Annotated in this window: 16 protein-coding genes, 1 other RNA gene, 1 pseudogene and 1 CRISPR repeat array; of the genes and pseudogenes, 8 read left to right on the top strand and 10 right to left on the bottom strand. The window is 47.0% G+C overall.

Going from position 1 to position 21,601, the window contains the following annotated elements; translation table 11 throughout:
- Positions 1 to 90: 90 nt before the first annotated feature.
- Positions 91 to 1,935, bottom strand: a complete 1,845-nt coding sequence (mutL, locus tag PSE7367_RS14685; RefSeq protein ID WP_015166143.1) for a DNA mismatch repair endonuclease MutL — start codon at positions 1,933 to 1,935, stop codon at positions 91 to 93.
- Between the two features lie 314 nt (positions 1,936 to 2,249).
- A CRISPR array of direct repeats spans positions 2,250 to 2,805; the repeat unit is 35 nt; unit sequence CTTTCAAACCCATTACCCCGCAAGGGGACTGAAAC.
- Between the two features lie 66 nt (positions 2,806 to 2,871).
- A complete protein-coding gene (locus PSE7367_RS14680) occupies positions 2,872 to 4,455 on the bottom strand; it encodes a photosystem II high light acclimation radical SAM protein (protein WP_015166142.1) in 1,584 nt (527 codons plus the stop codon).
- Positions 4,456 to 5,144: 689 nt separating this feature from the next.
- Between PSE7367_RS14680 and PSE7367_RS14675 the strand changes: the two genes are divergently transcribed.
- The gene (locus PSE7367_RS14675; RefSeq protein ID WP_041698515.1) at positions 5,145 to 5,489 is read left to right on the top strand and encodes a DUF1830 domain-containing protein; all 345 of its coding nucleotides are present in this window, start codon (positions 5,145 to 5,147) and stop codon (positions 5,487 to 5,489) included.
- 2 nt (positions 5,490 to 5,491) lie between these two features.
- Positions 5,492 to 6,940: an MBOAT family O-acyltransferase gene (locus PSE7367_RS14670; protein ID WP_015166140.1), complete on the top strand. Its 1,449-nt coding sequence runs from the start codon at positions 5,492 to 5,494 to the stop codon at positions 6,938 to 6,940.
- 95 nt (positions 6,941 to 7,035) lie between these two features.
- On the opposite strand, the gene PSE7367_RS14665 is transcribed toward PSE7367_RS14670, so the two are convergent.
- From PSE7367_RS14665 to PSE7367_RS14655, 3 genes are all read right to left on the bottom strand, one after another.
- Positions 7,036 to 7,386 (bottom strand): DUF1257 domain-containing protein, encoded by a 351-nt coding sequence (locus PSE7367_RS14665; protein WP_015166139.1) that lies wholly within the window; start codon positions 7,384 to 7,386, stop codon positions 7,036 to 7,038.
- A gap of 147 nt (positions 7,387 to 7,533) precedes the next feature.
- Positions 7,534 to 9,042 (bottom strand): stress-responsive protein Ycf46, encoded by a 1,509-nt coding sequence (gene ycf46 / locus PSE7367_RS14660; RefSeq protein WP_015166138.1) that lies wholly within the window; start codon positions 9,040 to 9,042, stop codon positions 7,534 to 7,536.
- Positions 9,043 to 9,403: 361 nt separating this feature from the next.
- Positions 9,404 to 9,724 (bottom strand): slr0373 family blue light stress response protein, encoded by a 321-nt coding sequence (locus PSE7367_RS14655; RefSeq protein WP_015166137.1) that lies wholly within the window; start codon positions 9,722 to 9,724, stop codon positions 9,404 to 9,406.
- A 368-nt stretch (positions 9,725 to 10,092) separates the two neighbouring features.
- Here PSE7367_RS14655 and PSE7367_RS14650 point away from each other — a divergent pair, with 368 nt between their 5' ends.
- On the top strand, positions 10,093 to 10,581 hold the full coding sequence (locus PSE7367_RS14650; protein ID WP_015166136.1) for a hypothetical protein: 489 nt from the start codon (positions 10,093 to 10,095) through the stop codon (positions 10,579 to 10,581).
- Between the two features lie 23 nt (positions 10,582 to 10,604).
- Positions 10,605 to 11,132 (top strand): hypothetical protein, encoded by a 528-nt coding sequence (locus PSE7367_RS14645; protein WP_156800411.1) that lies wholly within the window; start codon positions 10,605 to 10,607, stop codon positions 11,130 to 11,132.
- Between the two features lie 70 nt (positions 11,133 to 11,202).
- Here the strand turns inward: PSE7367_RS14645 and ssrS are convergent.
- A non-coding RNA gene (gene ssrS / locus PSE7367_RS21240) (6S RNA) lies at positions 11,203 to 11,387 on the bottom strand.
- A gap of 205 nt (positions 11,388 to 11,592) precedes the next feature.
- The gene (locus tag PSE7367_RS14640) at positions 11,593 to 12,771 is read right to left on the bottom strand and encodes a hypothetical protein (RefSeq protein ID WP_156800410.1); all 1,179 of its coding nucleotides are present in this window, start codon (positions 12,769 to 12,771) and stop codon (positions 11,593 to 11,595) included.
- Between the two features lie 513 nt (positions 12,772 to 13,284).
- On the opposite strand from PSE7367_RS14640, the gene csaB reads away from it, so the two are divergent.
- Together csaB and PSE7367_RS14630 are read left to right on the top strand one after the other, a co-directional pair.
- A complete protein-coding gene (gene csaB / locus PSE7367_RS14635) occupies positions 13,285 to 14,319 on the top strand; it encodes a polysaccharide pyruvyl transferase CsaB (protein ID WP_015166133.1) in 1,035 nt (344 codons plus the stop codon).
- A gap of 38 nt (positions 14,320 to 14,357) precedes the next feature.
- On the top strand, positions 14,358 to 15,755 hold the full coding sequence (locus PSE7367_RS14630; protein ID WP_015166132.1) for a bifunctional cobalt-precorrin-7 (C(5))-methyltransferase/cobalt-precorrin-6B (C(15))-methyltransferase: 1,398 nt from the start codon (positions 14,358 to 14,360) through the stop codon (positions 15,753 to 15,755).
- On the opposite strand, the pseudogene PSE7367_RS23170 reads toward PSE7367_RS14630, so the two are convergent.
- Positions 15,747 to 16,007: pseudogene (locus PSE7367_RS23170) on the bottom strand (hypothetical protein); the annotation flags it as partial. The gene PSE7367_RS14630 and the pseudogene PSE7367_RS23170 sit on opposite strands and share 9 nt — an antisense overlap.
- 27 nt (positions 16,008 to 16,034) lie before the next feature.
- Positions 16,035 to 16,628: a hypothetical protein gene (locus PSE7367_RS14625; RefSeq protein ID WP_015166131.1), complete on the bottom strand. Its 594-nt coding sequence runs from the start codon at positions 16,626 to 16,628 to the stop codon at positions 16,035 to 16,037.
- Positions 16,629 to 17,224: 596 nt separating this feature from the next.
- On the opposite strand from PSE7367_RS14625, the gene PSE7367_RS14615 reads away from it, so the two are divergent.
- A complete protein-coding gene (locus tag PSE7367_RS14615) occupies positions 17,225 to 18,553 on the top strand; it encodes a dihydroorotase (RefSeq protein ID WP_015166130.1) in 1,329 nt (442 codons plus the stop codon).
- Positions 18,554 to 18,647: 94 nt separating this feature from the next.
- Here PSE7367_RS14615 and PSE7367_RS14610 read toward each other — a convergent pair whose 3' ends face one another.
- Entirely contained in the window at positions 18,648 to 19,592 is a 945-nt protein-coding gene (locus PSE7367_RS14610) for a PfkB family carbohydrate kinase (protein WP_015166129.1), read from the bottom strand.
- A 249-nt stretch (positions 19,593 to 19,841) separates the two neighbouring features.
- On the opposite strand from PSE7367_RS14610, the gene lnt reads away from it, so the two are divergent.
- The gene (gene lnt / locus PSE7367_RS14605; RefSeq protein WP_015166128.1) at positions 19,842 to 21,581 is read left to right on the top strand and encodes an apolipoprotein N-acyltransferase; all 1,740 of its coding nucleotides are present in this window, start codon (positions 19,842 to 19,844) and stop codon (positions 21,579 to 21,581) included.
- The last annotated feature ends 20 nt before the right edge of the window (positions 21,582 to 21,601 follow it).

Below are 21,601 nucleotides of genomic sequence, written 5' to 3'. Positions count from 1 at the left end.
CTTAAGGCGAGTTTGGGTGAAGCGATCGATTGCATCCATAGAATATCAACAAAATAAGACTCAAGCTAGCGATAGTTAGCCGATCGATCCCTACCCTTTACCCACAATCCAATTGCGTTTGAAATATCTGGCCAAGTCATTAGCATCCAGCGACAAACAAATTGGCCGACCGTGGGGGCAGGTGTGGGGATTGCGGGTGCGTTGCCATTGGCGAAAAATTTCTTGCGATCGCCGCATCTCCAACTTAGTGCCGTTGCGTACTGCACTGCGACAGGCCAGGGTTGCCATTGCCTGAGGTAAATCTTTCTGGTGGCTGAGTTCGATCAAAATTTCCTTGCGATCTTTCTGCTCAAGCAAAATCTGGGGCAACGATCGCACCGCCATCAATCCATCGCCAAACGTTTCTACTTGTAATGGAATTTCCTGTAACCTTTCGATCTGCAACCGGGTCAAATTCGCCAACACGATCGGTTGCTCTAGCGCCACCACCTGCCATTGCTGTTGCAACTGCTCAAACAACACCCGCTCATGGGCGACATGCTGCTCAATCAGCCACAGGCCGCGATCGTGCTCCACCAGAATATAGGTGTTTTGCACTTGTGCTACTACCTTTACACCCTGTGCTAGTGGCGTATTTTCGGCAATAGGATTGGTCTGATTGTCTGATTTGGGGTTATAGCCGATCGAATTTTCGCGCAACAAACCCGCCGCCGCATCCTGGAGCGGATTGACCTCGATCGGTCGGGGCAAAATAAATCGCTGTGGTTGGCGCAGGATTTCACCGATCAGATCGCTAATCTTTGCTTGATAATGCTCAATCTGACGGATATAGACCTCGGTTTTGGCGATCGATCGATTCCAGTCGATCTGCTCCGGCGGCAGTTGCAAATGCACCACACAGATCGGATAGCGATGGCGAGGCAGGGTGCGAGCAAAGGCGGCGATGATGGTCTGGCTAATTTCTGGACAATCGATCATGCGACCATTGAGGGCAACCTTAACCCAATCGAGGCGATGGCGGGAGGCGCGATCGGGCAGTCCCAGGGTGATCGCAATTTCCGGCTCTAGGCGATCGGTTTGTTTGTTTTTTAAATGCTCTAATTCAGACTGCTTTTGATGTTGCTCTGCTTTGGCATAGGTGAATTTTTGATTTTCTGTTATTTGCTGCTGTTCCGCCAGATCATCACGATCGCCTTTTATATCTATATTATTAGGCGCGATCTCATTAAGCACCGCCGCACCAGAAATAATCCCAGTAACAAGATTCTGGGGCTGGAGCGATCGCACAATTTGCGGCAAAATATCGTGGGTATATTTCCCTGACCAGATATTGAACCAGTTCTTTTGATTTAGGCTGGCCTGCCAGGTGATGTAGGGATGGGCGATCGCTGCCAGTTGAATGATTAGCTGCACCTGTCGCAGTTGTTGCGAGATGCTGGGCAAGGCTTCCAGGCGAGCGGGATAGAATTTAAAAATTTGCTGCGCTTGCACGATCGTACCGGGGGCGATCGCTACGGTTTTGGGCGCGTCGATTACCTGGCCATTGCGATCGTAAGTTACCTGCCAGCCAGCGTCGGCGGTTTCGGTGCGGCTACAAATTTGCAATTCGGCGAGTTGCGCCAAGCTGTGCAATGCTTCACCCCTGAACCCTAAGCTCTCGATCGCTTGCAGGTCTGCGGCTCTGGCGATCTTGCTGGTGGTGTGGGGCGCGGCAGCCTGTCGCAGGTTGGCTAGGTCGATGCCAATGCCGTTGTCGGTGATTTGCACTGATAAATTGGCAAGGTTTTCAGTTTTGATCGCTAGGCTGATGCGGGTGGCCTGGGCATCGATCGCGTTTTCTACCAATTCCCGCACGACGGCAGCGAGGGAGTCGATCACTTCCCCGGCGGCGATCAGGTGGACTAGTTGGGTGGGTAAGGGTTTGATTAAGGCCATAGGTTCTAGTCTAATGGCGATCGCTGGTTTGGACTAGATGGCGTTGGGATTGAAATGGTTTTACATAAGTTAATGCTCGATCGCTGGACTTTTACGGTATTTTTTAGTAGGTTGTTTATGTGATCTCCACAGGTCGCCAGATCCTTGAAAACCGCATAGTTACGTTGACCTCTGGAGATGCCTTGCCTAGCAAGGGTTTCAGCTCTCCAAAGTTTGTTTTTAGTGGCAATAATGGCATGTTTTTCTCAGTAAATATGACCTATGGAGATTTGACCTCCAGATGCCGCTCTGGGTATGGGCTCAAAATAGGGGCTCTTTCAAACCCATTACCCCGCAAGGGGACTGAAACACTTCATCCTTCTCCATCGCAACCATAAAGTCGTGCGTCTTTCAAACCCATTACCCCGCAAGGGGACTGAAACCATTTCATCACAGAAAGCAGCATAGGTTCTTGTATGGAACTTTCAAACCCATTACCCCGCAAGGGGACTGAAACTTTATCTCTACATCCCCTGCCCGCGCAGCCAGATTGCTTTCAAACCCATTACCCCGCAAGGGGACTGAAACAAGAACATTCTCTCCATCGGTGGGGGGCTCCTGTGAGAAACTTTCAAACCCATTACCCCGCAAGGGGACTGAAACTCTTTTCCATCACCCTCCTAGGGTTAAACAAAAAAATACATGCCTCTTTCAAACCCATTACCCCGCAAGGGGACTGAAACCCCAGTCTTGGTATGACACAATCTCGATGCATAGATTACTTTCAAACCCATTACCCCGCAAGGGGACTGAAACTAGTTTTTGTAGTTCTTAGTGTTACTGGAGTGGTGTAAATCTTTCAAACCCATTACCCCGCAAGGGGACTACACATCAACAAAAAAAAAAGAGCTTGAGAAAACCCAAGCCCTTCTAGATATTCAACTGTAATTAATAAACCTAAACCGCTGCGGTCATCTTCTTTTCCGGTGCAGACAAACTAATCGGCGCAGTCAAAGCCTCCTCCAGCGGGGCTCTGCCCAATCGCTCCTCCAGGATGTCCATCACCGCGCGACCAAAATCGGTTTCATCCCGCTGCCATGCCTCCAGGCACACCTCACCAAAATACGATCCCAGCGGTTCCGGGTTCCAGAGCAGTTTTTTCGCATTCCAGGGCATCATGCTCATCGGGTCATAATCCGGCTTCAGGATCTCATTTTTGATCGCATATTCCTCCAGGTGCGTGTGCGGTTGCAAACCAATAAAGAAGATCGCAGGCTCCACCTTATCCCGGCCAAAGATTGCTTCCAGCTCTCGGTGATATGCGATCGTCTGGCGGATCGTATCAAAATTTTCATCGATCACATTAAACGAATAATTCACCGACACCAGTTCATTAAACCCCGCCGCCTTGAGATCGCGGCAATTTTGCAACACCGATCGCAGGTTATAGCCCATCCGCATCTTGCGAATTAACTCCTGGGAGCCGCTGGTGATACCAATCTCAAAGTAATTCATCCCCGTCGCCACCATCAGATCGCACAACTCCGGCGTGAGGTTATCAGCGCGAATATAGGCCGCCCAGCTAATATCATCCATGCCCGAAGCCAGGATTTTTTGCAATAGCTCGATCGCATCGGGGATAAACCGCTTCGCCGGAATAAACTGGGCATCAGTAAACCAGAAATTGCGAATGCCGCGATCGTAAAGTTGGCGCATTTCCGCCACCACTTCATCAGCCGGATTGATCCGCACCTGTTTACCTTCGATCGTGGTGTAGATGCAATAGCAGCAATTATGGGGACAACCGCGCTTGGTTTGCACGCCAATGTAAAAATCATTGTCGCGGAAATAGTAGTTAAACTTATCCCAGATCGATTCGATGTAGTCATAATCACAGGCGCTCTTTTCGATCGGCTCTGGGGCTTCGTGGATCAGGCGATCGCGGGGTGTAGTTACGCCCACCGTATAGCAACGTTCATTGGCAATACTCTGGTCAAACACCAGCTTTTGCAACAGCGTCTCACCCTCACCCACGGAAATGATCGTATTCTGGGGCATCATTCCAGCAAGCTGCTCATAAAAAACACTAACCGCACCACCACCAATCACCGCCCTGGCCCTGGGGCTATAGCGCTGAGCCCGTTTCACGCCCTGGCGGATTAGCAAAGAATTCCGCCATAACTCACTGTAGTAGGCTCCAAATAACCGCAAGCCATTGAATGCCCCTCGTAACCGTGTTAAGGGACTTTTGCCATAGTAAAACTCAAATGCATTCTGGAGCGGGTTGCCGCCGCGCCCACCCACTGGCGCATAAATTTGAATATCCCGCCAGGAGAAAACTAATAAATCTGGCTTGAACCGATCGATACTTTGGTCTAGTGCCTTATGGAAATCCAGCGGAGCCACAGTACCCATGTCAAAAATGGACTGTTCTACCTGGGGCGCAATCTTGTGGATGTGATCGGCCAGATACACCACCCCGATCGGGAAAATGGGGTTACATGGCAGGCGGACATAGAGGATGCGATCGACGGCAGACATAATTATATTTTGGATTAATATATTGGGCTGAAGCCTGATTTATATTTAATTTACTAAAAGAAGCGTAACGCAAAAAAAGTTCACATATCTTATTTTACCTGTACCATCTAGATCCTGGGCTTACCTAAAGATATAAATGTTTCTCCCTTTAGCATAAAAGCGGCTCATTGGTAATAGCTTTTACAACTAGCCCAATTAGATCGATGCTACTGTCTTATCAGAGTTTATGGTTAGCTTAAATTTACTGGCGATCGCAATGTCGGAAGCAAGGTTAAAACTTTTGTGGTACTTAACTTTTGCTGTAAATAGATTTAACTAGTTTTTAATCATTTTTTGACGTTGTTACTGTCTATGCTTATTAACTAAGTATGACCAAGTTAAGTCTGACCAAGTCTGAGAAAAAGTGATTAATACTTTCTCCGCAAAAACATCGGCATGGAAGGATCGGGGGCGATCGCTAAACAATCCACTACTAGGATTTACAAATCTTACAAATTGTTTATGCTAATCTGCCCTGCAAGATTAATGCTCTAGTCTTTTGGCGATCTAAATTATTGCCATTCAGCTAATTTAATAAATTTTAATTAATTGGCTAGACTCAAACTAAAAATAAATTCAAATAGTAAGCGACAACTTATCAAAGAAATATAAACCTGGGCTGTTCAGTCTGCTTGGCGAAAAAAATGGTTATGTCACAATTGCTTGATCCAGTGCCTGCGGGCAATCAAAAAATAGTTTGTTGCTACACCAACACAACCAGCAAGATTCAGGTGGTACGCATTACTAACGTGCCTGATTGGTATTTTGAGCGGGTTGCATTTCCTGGTCAACATCTAATTTTTGAAGCGCTGCCATCCGGGCAACTAGAAATTCACACCGGAATGATGGCAAGTTCAATACTTTCGGATACTATTGCCTGTGTGCAGTTGCAGGTTGAGAATGATTCGACCACCTTACCGGAATGGTTGCCGCTGAAAACCTCTACTGGGGCTGCACAGGAAACTGAGCAGTTCAAAACAGAAGTGGCTAATTAGGTATGGACTTTCTATCAGTCGAGTACGGTGCTTTTTTAATTTGCATTGCTGTGATCTACTGGTTAACTCCTCATTTGCAGGCTCGCCTTGGCATTTTGCTAACGGCGAGTTTACTTTTTTATATGTTGTTACAGCGCCAAGCAGTAGCGCTGTTGATTGCTAGTACGTTAGTTAACTTTGGCTTGGGTTTTGCAATCAAGCGATCGCGCCAGCGTAACTATCGCATTGCCCTATTAAGCTTGGGGATTGGCTTTAATGTGTTATTGCTGCTGGGGTTTAAATATATTTCCTTTTTGATGGGCAACATTGGCATTCTGGCCAGTTGGCAGGGAGGAATTGAGTTAGCTAATTGGGCAGACCAGAATGTGATCGCGCCGATCGCAATTAGCTTTTTCTCCTTCGAGATGATCGCCTTTTTGATCGATGTCTATCGCGGCACTGCCCCCACTCAGGATTTCTGGGGCTTTTTCACCTATAAGTCCTTCTTTCCAAAACTTCTCTCCGGGCCGATCGTACGTTATCAGGACTTTGCTAAACAACTGGTTTCACCAACTCACCCCAAACTTGCTGACATTTCCGAGGGGCTGTGGTTGATTGCGGCTGGGGCGATTAAAAAAGGTCTGGTAGCTGATAATCTAGGTCGATTTGTGGATATTTCCCTGGCCAACATTGAACGAGCGGGTAGTGTTGATCTATGGCTAGCACTGGTTGGCTTTGGTTTACAGATTTATTTTGACTTTAGCGGCTACATCGACATCGCCAGGGGAAGTGCCCTGCTATTAGGGATTGAATTACCACAAAACTTTGACTTTCCCTATCTGGCAGCCAGCATCAGTGAGTTCTGGCGACGCTGGAATATTACACTGGGTCATTGGTTGCGCGATTTTGTCTATATTCCCCTAGGGGGATCGCGGCGTGGCTTGATTATTACCTGCCTGAATTTGTTGATCGTGATGCTGGTGGCCGGGATCTGGCACGGAGCACAGTGGGGCTTCATTCTCTGGGGTGGATTGCATGGCCTCTATTTGATCGCCCATCGTTTGTTTATGGTGGTGGGCACCAGGTTCAATGGCTTTGTGGAGTTCTGGCGATCGCAATGGGGCAAAATCCTAGGCATTTTGATCACTCAACTAGCAGTATTGGTGAGCTGGATTCCATTTCGATTGCCAAAGTGGGCAGATATGCAGGTGATGCTAAATCGATTGTGGGGGCAGGCTGCCGATCCACAGTTTGGCCTGAAGATCTATGTGGAAACCTTGCAGGTTACGCCAGCCCAGATTGGTTTGCTGTGTCTGGCGATCGTGATGGCGATGATTTTTGCCTACAGGTGCGATCGCGCCAAGTGGCAACTTACCTGGCAGGCTAAGTTATTTTTAGTGCCAATTAGTTTGTATCTGGTGGCAATGTTTGGACCGCAGAGCAATCTACCGTTTATTTACTTTGATTTCTAATAGGTAACGCCAAACAAAAAGGCTAGCATTTGGCTAGCCCAAGGAACTTGAAACCTAGGTAGTTTAAGAAGAATTTGTACGATTTGTGCGCTCGGCTACTGTACAACCAATCTTACATTGGCATTGCTCAGGCCAGGACGCTTGACTTCGCTGAGGGTCTTGGTAACCGCATACTTTTGATTGATCGAGTTGATCAACTCAGTTTGGTTATGCTTCTTGGCAACACCCCAGAGGTCAGCGATCAGATCAAAAGAGCCATCGCCATTGCGAGACCAACCTAGATCATAGTCACCTTCGAGGGTAGCTACGATTTCAGCCCGCACACGCTGGCCATTGTAACCACGCACATCGGCATTGGCATTGACGCTAATGCCAAGATCGCGCAAAGAAGACTTTAGGATTTCCGCATCGGTGATTTTGGTGCGAAGGGTGCTAAAGTGAGACATAATGATACTACTCCTGAAAAAAGTGTTAACCGAGAGAGATACCCGCTAATTACTAAGCAAAGTTAGTAGTTGTGTGGGTGTGGCTGTATCAGTTGCTAGCATTGGTGGTGCTAGCCTTACCCGGCTCAGCCAACCGGGAAAGCTTGTTTAGAACTCCATTCGCTGGTATTCAGCGTCTGTAGTTGCCGCAGGGCGAGCCCTCAACCTGGCCCAATCGCGGAGTGCAGCGACCTGTTCGGTCATGGTGCGCGATAGTGGGGTGGTTGACTTGATTGCTGAGATGATATCAAGTTGGGTAAATTCCCTGCCCTGCGAAAAAGCTGTGTACATGGCGGCGATCAAGGCTTGCTCGATCTCAGCGCCAGAAAATCCTTCGGTAATTTCCTTCGCCAGTTGGTCAATGTCAAATCTGCTCAGGTCAGAACGGCGCTTGTTGAGGTGAATTTGGAAGATAGCGCGACGCTCATCCTGGTTCGGCAGATCAATAAAGAATAATTCATCAAAGCGACCCTTGCGCAAGAATTCACTGGGTAGGCGATCGACCCGATTGGCAGTGGCCATTACAAATACTGGTGAAGTTTTTTCTTGCATCCAGGTCAGGAAAGAACCAAAAATCCGTGAAGAAGTACCACCATCAGAGTCGGCAGAGCCAGCACCACCGGCAAAAGCTTTATCTAGTTCATCAATGAAGAGAATGACCGGGGCGATCGATTCGGCCACCTTGAGAGCATTACGGAGATTCGCTTCCGATCGGCCCACGGTGCTACCGTCATATACCCGACCCATATCCAATCGTACCAGGGGCAAAGACCAGAGCTTAGAAGTAGTTTTGGCAATCAACGACTTACCACAGCCGGGTACACCAATGATTAGCATCCCCTTTGGTTGGGGAAGGCCATATTCCCTAGCCTTGGAACTAAACGCCGTAGTGCGCTCCGTTAACCAATGTTTTAATTCTTCCAGGCCACCAACCGAACCCATGCCCTCTTCGCAGTCTAAATATTCAAGAATGCCATTGCGTCTAACCAGTTGCTGCTTTTCGGTCAGCACAATCTGCACTTCGTTCTCAGTGAGCTTGCCTGTGGTTACCTGGGCTTTACGGTAGACTTTCTCGGCTTCATCGCGGGTTAATCCCTGAGCCGCCCTCACCAATTTTTCCTTAGTATCAGGCTGCATTTTGTGATAGCGCGATTGTCCTAGTTGCTCCGCTAACACCGCTTCTATTTCCTGGATGTCGGGTAGGGGGAAGTCGAGGACTACTACTTCCTTTTCTAGTTCGATCGGCACCGATTGCACCGATGACATCATAATAATGCTTTTAAGCGTGCCTTTAAAACTGGCTACAGCATCACGGAGCCAACGACAAACTTCAGGATTTTCTACAAAGGGATGGATATCTTTGAATACAAATATAGCTGGATCTTTGTGGCGAATTGCCCATTCGATCGCGGCCTGTGGTGAGATTGTGTTGTGTTGAGTAGCATTAACCTGCCCATACTCAACCATGCCACGGGTTACAGTCCAGGTGAATAATGCTCTAGCTGGCTTGATTTGGGCAATGGCAGCGATCGCTTGTTCTGCTCTTTCCTCTTCCGAGGTGTTGAGATAGATCAAGGGATACTGAGCTTGGATAAGGATACTAAGTTCTTCTCGCATGGCCTATTAGCTTAATTTCTTAAAGCTTAATCAAAGCTTGTGGTGAGGAGGGATAAACCGAATCGTAAACCAAGGAGCTTAGAACCTGCTCTAGCACTTAATCGTTCTGATCTAAAATGATCTAAATCGTTCTAAATCAAAATTAGGCTTGGAGCTCTTAATATTAGCTGCTGATCCTTGATTAATCTTGGATAAATCTGCTGATGCAGTAGATTAAAGTTGATAATCTATTAGATTTGTAACTACTTAACCTATGACTTCAGACCGGGGCAATGCTATTAGAATTTGGCTAGCTTACTGGCATATCTGGATATATTGGATATTTAGATGCCAGTATCCTGGATCAATACCCTTAGGCGATCTATCTAACTGTGACTAACTCTTCATCATGGCCGGTCAGCGCAGGGGTCTGGACTGAGCCATTGCGATCGCTCCGATCGCCACCGACTGCCAACAATTCACCCTCTTTAATAACAAGAGTCTGTTCGCAAGCAGGACAGTTATGAACCTGGTGCGTATATCCGACTCCGGCTCTTTCTACCACCTCAGCATGGGAGAGATAAAAAGAAATTGCCTTTGCTGCCAACTCCGACATAGATTCCTGATCGATCGCCGAGCGAATCTTTAGTTGGCGGTGTAAGTCCGCTGATAGGTAAAGGGTTACCTTTTGCTTGTCGTGCATATACTTTTTGCTAATTTGGTTTACCCGGGTATGGGCATAATATAACCGTCATTCAAAAATCCTGTCAAGACGTTGTGCGGTTATGACGCTAAAATGTTTACATAGCTTTACAATCGCTAAATCCCCATGAGAATTAATACTTATAAGGAACATTAATCCCAAGAGCTACGTCATTGAGTTGTGGACAAATAAATGCTTAATCCTGATTGTTGACAATTCTTACAAATCCAGCCAGCACAGCGGCTAAGAGTTTAGGATTGCAATCTAGGGGATTCTGGTTCCAGATGTATCGTTATTTAATGCGATATTTAAATGTGATTTAGATTGTTTAGTTGGGCAACGTAACTATGGCGGGGAGGATTGAGAAAATGGATAAAACTTTACGCAAAGGCTTAAGTTTGATTGGTGCTTTGGTTGTGGCTAGCGGATCGATCGCGGTTCTGGCAGGAAGTGTCACGGCGCAAACCAAATCATTATCTCTGGCGCGAAATTTTAGACCCGACCCGATCGAACTGGCTGGCAGCGCTGGCGGGGGCAAGAGTATTCCCAGTCTGGCTGGGATGCAGGGCAGATGCCGTGGTTTTAGTAATCAAAACCCCAATCACGTAGTCCAGTTGACCGAAGATTTCCCTCTGGTTGATATGCTGGTACATACCCCAAATATCAATGCGGATTTGACTTTGCTGGTGAAGGGCGATAATGGATTAGTAATTTGTGCCGATGATGAATATCGTGGCCGCAATCCCCAGATCACCAGGCGATTAAGCCAGGGTAATTATCAAATCTGGGTTGGCACTGGTAATGCTAACCAATCGGTCAACTATACGCTTTCGATTAGTGAAATAGCTCAAAAATGATCGACCAGAAATTTTTGCAAACAATGAACCAAACCGCGCTAGCTCCGATCGTTGCCAACCAAGCTAAGCGCAGCATTGGGATGAGGGCTAAGTTGGGGCTAAAAAAAATAACTCAAGCAGCGATCGCGGTAGCGGTTTTAACTGCCTTTTCTGGTTGGCCAGGGATTGCCTCCAGCCAGAATATGTTTAGCCCGATCGCGCCTCGGTTCAGCCCTGATCCAATCACCTATGCTGGTAAGGCAAGTGGAGCGATGCAATTGCAGGCGATCGCTGGTAGTAATGCTGTGGGCGATTGCCAGGGCTTAACTCAATCCAAGCCTAATCATGTATTGCAATTGATAAATCCGTTTGGGCAACTTAGTATCAAAGCGGAAGGGATATCTAAGAATATTTCGTTGCTGGTAAAAGGGCCAGATGGAGTGTTTTGCCAAACCGGTCGATCGCCGGAAATTTCTGGAGCCTGGGCGCTAGGCGAATATCAAATTTGGATCGCCTCGATCGATGGCTCTGCCACTGATTATCGTCTCTCGATCAGCGAAACTAATCATTAATTGCGATTAATTGCGAAAGGGGCAAAAATTAGTCTTAAAAAGCCTAGTCCTGCAAAAAACTTTAGTTAAAGGCTCCTCCACAACGCCGTCTCACCGCAGTTTTTGATCCTGGAAACCAGGTGGGAACAGAACACTTAGTCGATTGAGGTTTCCAGATACTGGTCTGGTATACCGTCGCTAAGACGAGAACGCTCCCTAATCAAAAAATTATCGATCAACAAACATTATTGGTAGTCACGTACGCCATAGAGGAGTGCAACCAATATAGCGATTGCGGGCTAGATAATCAATCACCCTTTTGGAGGTGATCTGAGCGATCGGGGCTCTTTGGTTTGGCATAGTTCGATCGGCATAGTTAGACTTAATCGAAAGGCTTGTTATGCATAGCTTCTACCGCTCTATTGGTAATTGCAGAAATAAGAGCGGCAATGGTGAAGATTTATAACTGTTTTATTTTTCTTTATAGCTGGGTTGGCAAATCAATCAAATTCCCCACCAGAAGCTTAATTAGCTGTTGGGTTAGAGCAAATAGCCCCACCCTGGCAATGGCGATCGCTGGGCTTACCCCAAACATAGGGCAATGCTCATAAAAAATCAGGCAACTTAAAGCTAATCCATAAGCTGCTTTTTGCCATTGGCGGACATTTGGTGGGGGTTGGCCATCAGGAATATTTGAGGAGAGAAAGTAATCGCCAATTTTTAAAATTTCTACGATCAACTGCAATTCTGGCTCTGTTTGGAATATCAATCTAGAAGGGGAGGCTGGGGATTGGAGGGCGCGATCGAATTGATTGAATTGATTGGATTTTTCAGGATGTGAAAGGAATGACCAATTAAAATCAGCCGCACTGGCATTTGCTAAACCCTCCTGTTGGGCAAGCTGCAACATGGCCTCACATGTAGCATAGGCATATTGCACATAGGTATAGCCAGGGAATTTGCTCTGTTGGCTTGGATAAGCTGAGTTTGGCTTATTCAGAGATCTGGCGCGATCGATTGAATGAATAGAGCGATTAACTGGGGCATTTAGATCGTTTTGCTTGTTTCGTTGATCGATCTGATCGCTAGGAGCATCATCGCAATTTACATTTAAATTTTTGAAATAGCTTAAATAGGCACTCAGACAATCGGCCAGGTAGCGATCGCTCAGCCTGAAGTTTAAATGCCCACCGATCGCTGCTACTGCGTAAAACTGTGAAGATGTGGCGAGTAACTCAATTTCTGGGGCTGAAATTGTTGAAATTGTTAATCGATGATTTAAATGCTGTAATCGATCGCTGAGAGCCTGGGCGATCTGCTCTGGGTTCAGCGGCGCTATTTCAAGATGGGGCGATCGGTTTGGCTGGGATTGATTTGAGCTTTGCTCTTTTGTTGAGGGCAATTGATCAATGGCTGGCGAGTTGAAGCGATTTAAATATTGATTTAGATCATGGGCAAGCTGAAAAGCCACTGGGCAAGAGTAATGAGCCTGGTAGTTGGGGTAGCAGGGCTTGATCAGAATTTCTTGGGTTTGCCAATGCGTCACAATTTTTGCCCGGTCATGTTGCTGGAAACCAAGCGAAACAGGATATTGGGCAAGATATTGATCTAGATATTGTTCTAGATATTGAATCGCCGTAATCCTAACTTGCGCTCTCAAAAATTCGGCTGGTAAAAACTTAGCAATCAACTTAATTTCTTAGACAACTTTAATGTCATTCCAAGATAACAAAAGGTTGGCAATATGAACTGTGGAAAGCAAACCACTAGATTAGCGTCTCCAACCTAGTGAATAGTTTCTTCAATCACTAAAACTTTCGATATTGCAACAGTTAATCAAGATTACAGCAGTTTAAAGCAATCGATCGCTTTAACTATGAGATAGTTAACTGCAAGGAGAATAATGGCAATGCGCTCAACCAGTTATAAACACCGACAATAAACATTCACGGCAAATGGCTCCTGCGTCTAATCATCCACCACTAATCCACCACCAGATTTTGACGGATTATATGGGTTCTATGGATTATGCCAATGCAACAGGAAAAATTACAGATGTTTTATGCCGATTACAACCCGATCGTAATGTTGTTTGTTAATTGCTAGGTTGTACATGATTACTAAAGAATTATTCAAGAAATTATAGGAACTGAGGAACCAAGAACCTAAATCAATGCGGCGAGCGATTTTGTGTGGTTATTATGGCATGGGCAATGGTGGCGACGAGGCATTGTTAGCAACCTTGCTCCAGCTTTTACCTAAGGACATTGTGCCGATCGTGCTTTCTGGCGATCCTGCCATGACCGAAGAACTACACCAGGTTCAAGCCTGCGATCGCAAAAATGTTTGGAATTTGATCGACGTAATCAAACAGGCAGATATTTTTATCTGGGGGGGCGGCAGCTTGATCCAGGATGCCACTAGTTGGCGGAACCCCATCTATTATGCTGGTTTGATGGGTTTAGCCAAGCAAATGAACCTGGTTACAGTGGCCTGGGCTCAGGGGGTTGGCCCGCTCCACCAAAAATTCAGCCAGAAGATCGCCAAACGAGCCTATCAAGCCTGTGATTTGGTGAGTGTGCGCGATAGTAATTCCGCTCATCTCCTCGCCGATTGGCAAATCCCTTGTTTATTAGCACCCGATCCGGTTTGGGCTTTGCGATCGCAACTTGTCCTCAACCTATCCTCGTTGCCTGCGCCGCGTGTAGCGGTAGTATTACGCGATCATCCCCTGTTAACCAGCAAGCGATTACAAAATCTGGGCATTGCCTTGTGTAACCTCCAAAAAGCAACCGGTGCCCACTTGCTGATCTTGCCGTTTCAGCCAGCGCAAGACATGCAGATCGCCCAACAAATTTACGATCTATCACCAGCCAATGCCACAATTATGGTGCAAGAAGATCCACGATCGCTCAAGGGCATATTTAAGGGGGTGGAAATGACGATCGCCATGCGCTTACATGGCCTGATCATGGCCGCCGCAGAGGGATCGCGTTGCTGGGGGATTAGTTATGATCCCAAGGTTAATAACCTAATGCAGGAATTAGAAATCCCTGGCTGGGACTTGGCCAATTTACCCGATCAGCCTAATGTGATCTGTCAAAAATGGCTAGAGCATTATGCAAATGGCGATCCGCTCTCATCGGCAAAGATTCAATCGATGGGCGATCGGGCTTTGATTCATCAACAGCTATTAGCAAATCTATAGCAAGGGGATTGGGTTTAGGATTTGGGAATAAAGTTTAGGTGATAGAAGTTATTGGTATTAGCCTGGGGCAGGAATTACTGCAATCGCAGCTCGATCGCGTAGTCGCTGCGGATTACCTGATCGGTGGCGATCGGTTGCTTAGTTGTTTCCCCGATTATTTAGGCCAAAAGATCAAGCTGGGCAATCTACTGGCAACCATTGACAAAATAAAGCAAATTATTGCCACCACCCCCAAAGTAAAAATTGTGGTACTGGCTTCCGGCGATCCACTTTTGTTTGGAATTGGCCGATTGCTATTGGAGCATTTCCCACCCGCATATCTACAATTCTCACCCAGTGTCAGTTCAATTCAATTGGCCTTTGCTCGCCTCAAAATTCCCTGGCAGGATGCGATCGTGGTTAGTAGTCATGGCCGATCGCTCCGCGAATTAGAAAAAGCATTGCGGCCAGGCAAGCCACATATCGCCATCTTGACCGATGCAATTAACCACCCCCTGGCGATCGCTAATTTCATCACCGCCTTGCAGCTCCCTGTTAGTTATCAAATCTGGGTTTGCGAGAATCTGGGCGACAAAAATGAACGAGTAGTTAATCTTTCAGAATTAATTAAACTCCATCGATCGCAGCTAATAGATACGCATAACGATCGCTCGGTTCCAGCCAATATGGCAGGTCATCTTGACCCAACTGAGTCAACCGCTTCAGATATTGTAAATTTTCAAAATAATGACGATCGACCCAGTCAATTACCAGAACAATTACCAGACCTAGAATTTGCCCCCTTGAATGTGGTAGTGCTTTCAAAGCAAGCAGAATCACCCTGCCTCGATCATGCCCAATTGCCGATCGTTGGTATTGCCGATCAATATTTCCATTCATTTAGCGATCAACCAGGCTTAATTACCAAGCGCGAGATTCGTTTGTTAGCCCTTGGTGAACTGGAACTGCAACCAGGGCAAGTGATCTGGGATATTGGCGCGGGAACTGGATCACTCTCGATCGAAATGGCCAGATTGGTTCCTGCCGCCAGGATCTATGCGATCGAAAAAACTGCTGCCGGAGCGACTCTGATCGCTAAAAACATGGCTCGCTTCCAGGTTGATAATATTGAAATCCACCAGGGCAAAGCCCCAAAAATACTGGCAGATTTACCCAACCCCGATCGTATCTTTATTGGTGGCAGCAGTGGTGAGTTGGCGGCTATTTTGCAGGTTTGTTGCGATCGCCTTGCCATGAATCCACAATCTGAGCGAAAGAAAATCTTAGTAGCCAACTTTGCCAGCCCTGAGCATCTCCATCTAGCTATGAGTTGGCTCAAGCAGCGTAAATATTCGGTGCAACTGTTGCAAGTGAACCTGGCGCGATCGGTGCCGATCGGTTCAGTCAGTCGATTTGCGCCGCTTAATCCAGTCACAATTTTGAAAGCTTTATTCTGAGTTTTCTGATGTTTCTGATTCTATGGATTGGGGCTCTATTTCATGTTTGTATTCTTGCGCAACCTCTGAATCCTTGGATATTACAGGGGATGAGTCGTTTGCGGATTTAGCCATATAATTCAGCGGATACAGTCTAAATCCTGGCGCATTGTAACTTTTAGGTAAATAGGATTCAGGGATCTTATTACTAACTTCAACCCGATCGCCTACCTGAAAAGCCCTGGTATAGATCAAAACCACCCCAGCGATCGCATTGGAAACTGCTTCCTTTACTCCAAATTAAGCATCCTCACTGCCAATTTCACCACCCAAAAACACCTCTTCCATATCTCGCTTCAGCGCCACATCAAACGATCGCAATTGAGCCGGAGATTGAGGCAACCAAAAGCCACCATTACCCACCTTAGGCGGCGGCAGAATATCATAAAGGGGCGTATTCAAAAAATAAGTATCGGCCAGTTTGATGCCCCAGGCTGGCATTCCTACCCTGCCCCATTCCCGTTGACAAACATGCAGCGGATCTTTATAGCCGTGAGCAGCACAATCATCCTCAAACCGATCGGCATCATATTCAAAAATTGAGGCGATCGTGGCTAATCCCTGAATCGCCAGAGCCGGAAAAGTATCTGGACAAAAGCCAAATTCCTGAAGTAGTTGATCGCATAGCAATCTAACCGGAGCCTGATCAGGGAATCCAAGCGAATGAATAATTAGTCGATCTGCATAGCCAAATAAAATTTCCGGCGGCTCAAACACCACCAGCGTATTATAAATCCTTGCCAAATACGAAAGCGCTTCTTCTGGGCAGAGTGAAACCGCGATCGCCCCTGCTGCCCTTGCATATACATCGTGAACTGGTCTGTGAACGCTCACTTACCCTACTGCCTAATGAATATAAGTTAATTTTTATGATGTCAATACTGTTATAGATTAAGCCAGATAGACCCAGATTACCAGCGATTTCCTGCTTATTTAGACAATATTTGCTAATAAATTTTCAACCACTTCAACCTTGAGTTTTCAAGCTGATTTTGGAGTCAGCGCTATGGTTGAGAACCTTTTGTGGTCTAATTCAAACCGACTCGGCATGATCCAGAGCAAATCGATTACTCAAATCCAGCTTATACTTCCGGTCAATCTATCAACTCATCAATATAAACACCAAATCTTGTCATGCCTGGTTCTGGCTTGGCTACCAGGTTTTCTGCTTAAGCATAAATTAGTAAATCAGATCAAGTAGCCCGGAATTGCCTAAATTAGCATCAGCTCGATCAGAAACAATCGCTAACAAAGCAATCGGGTGCTCCGGCGATCGCTAGTGACAATAAATCAGGGATCGCAAAAATCCGTCAAACTTATGTTGAGTTAATAAGTAGTTAATAAGTAAGGCTAAGAATATTAGCTGAGCAGGGCGATCGCGTTACATAATTAAAATGCTACTAATAGATTGATTTAGGGAGTATCTGGCCATGAGTATCTTAATTAAGCAGGCTCAGATCCTGTTGCCCGATGGTAACTTGCAGACAGGCGATCTCTTAGTGCGCCAGGGGAAGATCGCGGCGATCGCTGAGAATATTGATGAAACCGCAGACCAGACAATTGAAGCGGAGGGGTTAACCCTACTTCCGGGTGTCATCGATCCCCAGGTGCATTTCCGCGAACCAGGCTTGGAATATAAAGAAGATTTGCGAACTGCCAGTCATGCCTGTGCCAAGGGTGGCGTGACCAGCTTTTTAGAAATGCCCAATACCAAGCCCCTGACCGTGACCCAGGCGGCAATGGATCATAAGCTAGGCTTGGCGGCAAGTAAATGCGTAGTTAATTATGGCTTTTTCACTGGCGCAACTTCCCACAATCTCGAAGAGTTGCTAAGTGTCAATCCCACCTGTGGAATCAAGATTTTCATGGGATCGATGAAGGGGGACTTACTGGTCAGCGAAGAAGAAGTGCTCGACAAAATTTTTGGCCACGGATCGCGGCTGATTGCGGTTCATGCCGAAGACCAGGAACGAATTAAGCAACGGCGGCAAGAGATTTTAAGCCAGTATGGCGATCCCCCCACCGATGTGCCCAATGCAGTTCATTCCGAGATTCAAGACAATCAAGCAGCTTTGCTGGCCACCAAGCTAGCGGTAAAACTCTCAACGCGTTACCAGCGCCGCTTACATATTTTGCACCTGTCCACTGGCGAGGAAGTGGAATATTTACGCGAGCATAAAGCGCCCTGGATCACTGCCGAAGTTACCCCTCAACATCTAATGCTGAACACCACAGCCTATGAAAAACTTGGTTCACTGGCACAAATGAATCCGCCCCTGCGATCGCCTGAGCATAATCAAATGCTGTGGCAAGGTTTGCACGATGGCATCTTAGATTTCATTGCCACCGACCATGCCCCCCATACCCTGGAAGAGAAAGCCCGCCCCTATCCTGGCTGTCCATCGGGAATGCCGGGGGTAGAAACTTCGCTGCCGCTGATGCTAACTGCCGCCGCCGATGGGCGCTGTACCCTGGCTCAGGTTAGTCGTTGGATGAGTATTAATGCGGCCAAAGCCTATAAAATCCCCAATAAGGGCGAGCTAAGAATTGGTTGGGATGCGGATCTGGTTCTGGTCGATCGCCAGACTCGCAAGCCTGTCCGGCGCGAAGAATTACTGACAAAATGCGGCTGGAGTCCATTTGAGGGCTGGCAGCTCACTGGTTGGCCAGTGGTGACGATCGTGGGTGGTGAAGTGGTGTTTGCGGATGGCAAAGTAAATGCTCAGGTACGGGGTAAAGCGTTGAGTTTTAATGCTTAACTTTGATGCTTAACTTTGATGCTTAACTTTGATACCTAGCTTTGATGCCTGATTTTGAGACTTAATTGGGAATATTTCCGCCAGCAAATTGAAATCAATCATCCTGCATCCATTTTCTAGTACCAAAAAACTGACAAGACCTAGCCGCGATCGCACTTGCCTGCTTCAATGCGATGGTGAACTTCTGGGCTGAGTCTATTGCTAAGTCAAGCTCCGGTGCTGCCAAGTTTTGCTGGGCAAGATAATAACAAAAAGCACCATGAAAAATATCACCAGCACCCAGAGTGTCAATCACTTTAACCGTTGGCACGGCAATTTCACCACGCCGATCGCCAGATTTATAATTAATCAGTGCTGCGCCCTTAGTGATCGCCATATTCCTTACCCCTAGCTGACTTAAAAACTCACAAACATCCGCTTCACTAAAACATCCCGGCGGCAAAAAATTACTAGAACAAATTGCATAATCGCAATCCTTTAAAACCTGCTCAAAGCCCTCCTTCCAACTGCCCCCATCCACCACCACCGGAATTTGCCTTGTCTTTGCCATTTGCGCAATCTTGGCGCTGATATCCATCTGGTGACCATCGATCAACACCACCTCAACTCCCGCCAGCGGATCAAAATTTAACCGTGCTAATTGAGTTAGCGGAATTTGCCGCCCAGTCGCATTTACTGAAATCACCGATCGCTCTCCGGTGTCCTGGCTCACCACGATCGATGACATGGGTGGAGGGTCTTGGCGATCGGCAGCTAGATCAATTATCTCTACGCCATATTTTCCCAAGTCTGCTGAAATCAGGCTAGCTAGCTCATGGTTACCCAGCGCCGTAATTAGCTTGCAATTGCTATTTCCCCTGGCCTGTTCTGATGTTTTAGATTTGCTGCTCAAATGGGCAAACGCTACAGCGGCATTTGTAGCAGGGCCACCACCAGAAATGAGGTGATCCTGGGCAACAACTTTTTGATTTGGTTCGGGTGGGGCAGCAGCCAGATAAATTAGATCTAGCGTGGTCAAACCAACAAAGAGGCCATGCATAATCTTGAAATCCCCCAATTTAATTGGAGCAGATGTGGGTAAGAGCGATCGCTATTTTTACATTTTTTAGATCAAGAGTCTCTAAAGGTTGCACTAGCTTACTTTAGTTTGATTCCTTTGTTATACTCATGCCAGTTACAGAAATGATCTAAAGGCTTAATTTTTTCCAGGCATAGTGCCACTAGCTCAATCTATTGCTTCGCTATTTTGCGGTAACCTCGCTACAACAATCGCTAAAATCTGCTCAAGATGTCCGACTCATTGCCAGAACCCAAGTCTTATTCAAAGCAAAAAACAGATCTATATCCAGGTCAAACTAAGCAAGTCAAACAACAAAAACTAAGCTGGCAACATTTAGCGATCGCCCTGGTTGGTGGCATTCTGATCGGTCTAACGCCCGATCCCTTTGGCTGGTGGTGGTTGGCCTGGATCGCATTAATACCACTGTGGTTGCTGACTCAACAGGTGGGCATCAAATCAGCCGCAATCCTGGGCGCAATTTGGGGATTCGCCTATCATGGCATGGCGCTATTTTGGATTACTGGCGTGCATCCCATGGATTGGTTGGGGGTGACCTGGCTGGCAAGCTTGGCGATCGCCATCGCGGTATGGCTGTTTATTACGGTTTGGGGCATGGCGATGCCGATCCTGTGGGCGATCGTAATGGCGGGAGCAACCCAAAAGTTATCACCATTGCGCCGAATCATCATTGCTGCTGCTACGCTCTGTGCGTTGGAATGGCTCTGGGGGCAGGGGCCTTTATTCTGGAGCGCCTTGGGCTATACCCAGAGTCCGCATAATCTATTGATTCTGCAAATGTCGCGGCTGTCGGGGCAACAAGCGGTAACAGCAGCGATCGTGGTGATTAATGGCTTACTGGCTGAAGCAATTCTGCCGATCTTTCAAACTGGGATCAAAGTTAGATTTAAATATAAATCAAAACTGCCAACATTATTACTGAGAGTGCGATCGCTTGAATCTGGTCTTAGGCCGACGCTGAAATGGCACTATTTGCGATTGGCGTTGTTTTTGTTTTTGTTTATGGCATTGTATGGTGCTCAGGTAATGCATAGTCCACACTTGACCGCCACCAATGGGCAGGCTTTGCAAGTAGGAATCGTACAGGGGAATATCTCTAATCCAGTTAAATTTAGCCCCCAGGGAACCCAGATCAGCCTCGATCGCTATGCCCAGGGTTACACGCAGCTCGCTCGATCCGGTGTGGAGATGGTGGTTACACCAGAAGGGGCATTGCCTTTTTCATACGATCGCGGCATTGATGGGAATCTTGGGAATGCAACTCTAAATAAACTCGATCGGGCAGTTTTAACCAAAAAAGTACCAATCTGGCTGGGAGCCTATGGCAGGGCTGATCAGCCTGGATCTCATCCCTTAGATGCCACTAATAGTTTGTTTTTAATCGATCGTAATGGGGCGGCAGTGTCCCGCTACAACAAGGTAAAACTAGTGCCGGTGGGTGAATATATCCCATTCAAGAACATTCTGGGGGGATTGATTAATCGCCTTTCGCCATTGGAAGGGGAGTTTGTGCCAGGAAAATCGAGCCAAATAGTAGAATCCCCCTGGGGCAAAATTATCATCGGCATTTGCTATGAGTCGGCCTTCCCAACTCATTTCCGCGCCCAGGCTGCCGCTGGCGGTGAGTTGATTATTACAGCGTCTAATAATGCCCACTATGCGGAAACCATGCCAGCCCAACACCATGCCCAGGATGTGGCCAGGGCAGTTGAAACCGATCGCTGGGCGGTGCGGGCAACGAATACGGGTTATTCAGGGATCGTCGATCCAAATGGGCGCACGATCTGGCGATCGCAGATCAACACCTTTGAAACCCATGCTGATGTGGTTTATTTACGGCAAACCAAAACGCTGTATACCAGGTTGGGCGATTGGCTTACGCCCTTATTGGTGGTTGTAGGGGTGGGGATTTTTGGTTGGGAAAGGTTTAAATTGAGGCGAGGACAGTAGATTGTTGCTTAACAACAAAT

The organism is Pseudanabaena sp. PCC 7367 (genome assembly GCF_000317065.1).
Taxonomy (GTDB): Bacteria; Cyanobacteriota; Cyanobacteriia; order Pseudanabaenales; family Pseudanabaenaceae; genus Thalassoporum; species Thalassoporum mexicanum.
Note: the sequence above shows the minus strand (reverse complement) of the source record. Positions and strands in the feature narration are given on the sequence as shown.

Coding starts and splice junctions, on each gene's coding strand:
- PSE7367_RS14680 (WP_015166142.1), bottom strand. CDS start 4,455: ATGTCTGCCGTCGATCGCATCCTCTATGTCCGCCTGCCATGTAACCCC.
- PSE7367_RS14610 (WP_015166129.1), bottom strand. CDS start 19,592: ATGCATGGCCTCTTTGTTGGTTTGACCACGCTAGATCTAATTTATCTG.
- mutL (WP_015166143.1), bottom strand. CDS start 1,935: ATGGCCTTAATCAAACCCTTACCCACCCAACTAGTCCACCTGATCGCC.
- PSE7367_RS14650 (WP_015166136.1), top strand. CDS start 10,093: ATGGATAAAACTTTACGCAAAGGCTTAAGTTTGATTGGTGCTTTGGTT.
- csaB (WP_015166133.1), top strand. CDS start 13,285: ATGCGGCGAGCGATTTTGTGTGGTTATTATGGCATGGGCAATGGTGGC.
- PSE7367_RS14655 (WP_015166137.1), bottom strand. CDS start 9,724: ATGCACGACAAGCAAAAGGTAACCCTTTACCTATCAGCGGACTTACAC.
- PSE7367_RS14670 (WP_015166140.1), top strand. CDS start 5,492: ATGGACTTTCTATCAGTCGAGTACGGTGCTTTTTTAATTTGCATTGCT.
- PSE7367_RS14615 (WP_015166130.1), top strand. CDS start 17,225: ATGAGTATCTTAATTAAGCAGGCTCAGATCCTGTTGCCCGATGGTAAC.
- PSE7367_RS14645 (WP_156800411.1), top strand. CDS start 10,605: ATGAACCAAACCGCGCTAGCTCCGATCGTTGCCAACCAAGCTAAGCGC.
- PSE7367_RS14675 (WP_041698515.1), top strand. CDS start 5,145: ATGTCACAATTGCTTGATCCAGTGCCTGCGGGCAATCAAAAAATAGTT.
- ycf46 (WP_015166138.1), bottom strand. CDS start 9,042: ATGCGAGAAGAACTTAGTATCCTTATCCAAGCTCAGTATCCCTTGATC.
- PSE7367_RS14665 (WP_015166139.1), bottom strand. CDS start 7,386: ATGTCTCACTTTAGCACCCTTCGCACCAAAATCACCGATGCGGAAATC.
- lnt (WP_015166128.1), top strand. CDS start 19,842: ATGTCCGACTCATTGCCAGAACCCAAGTCTTATTCAAAGCAAAAAACA.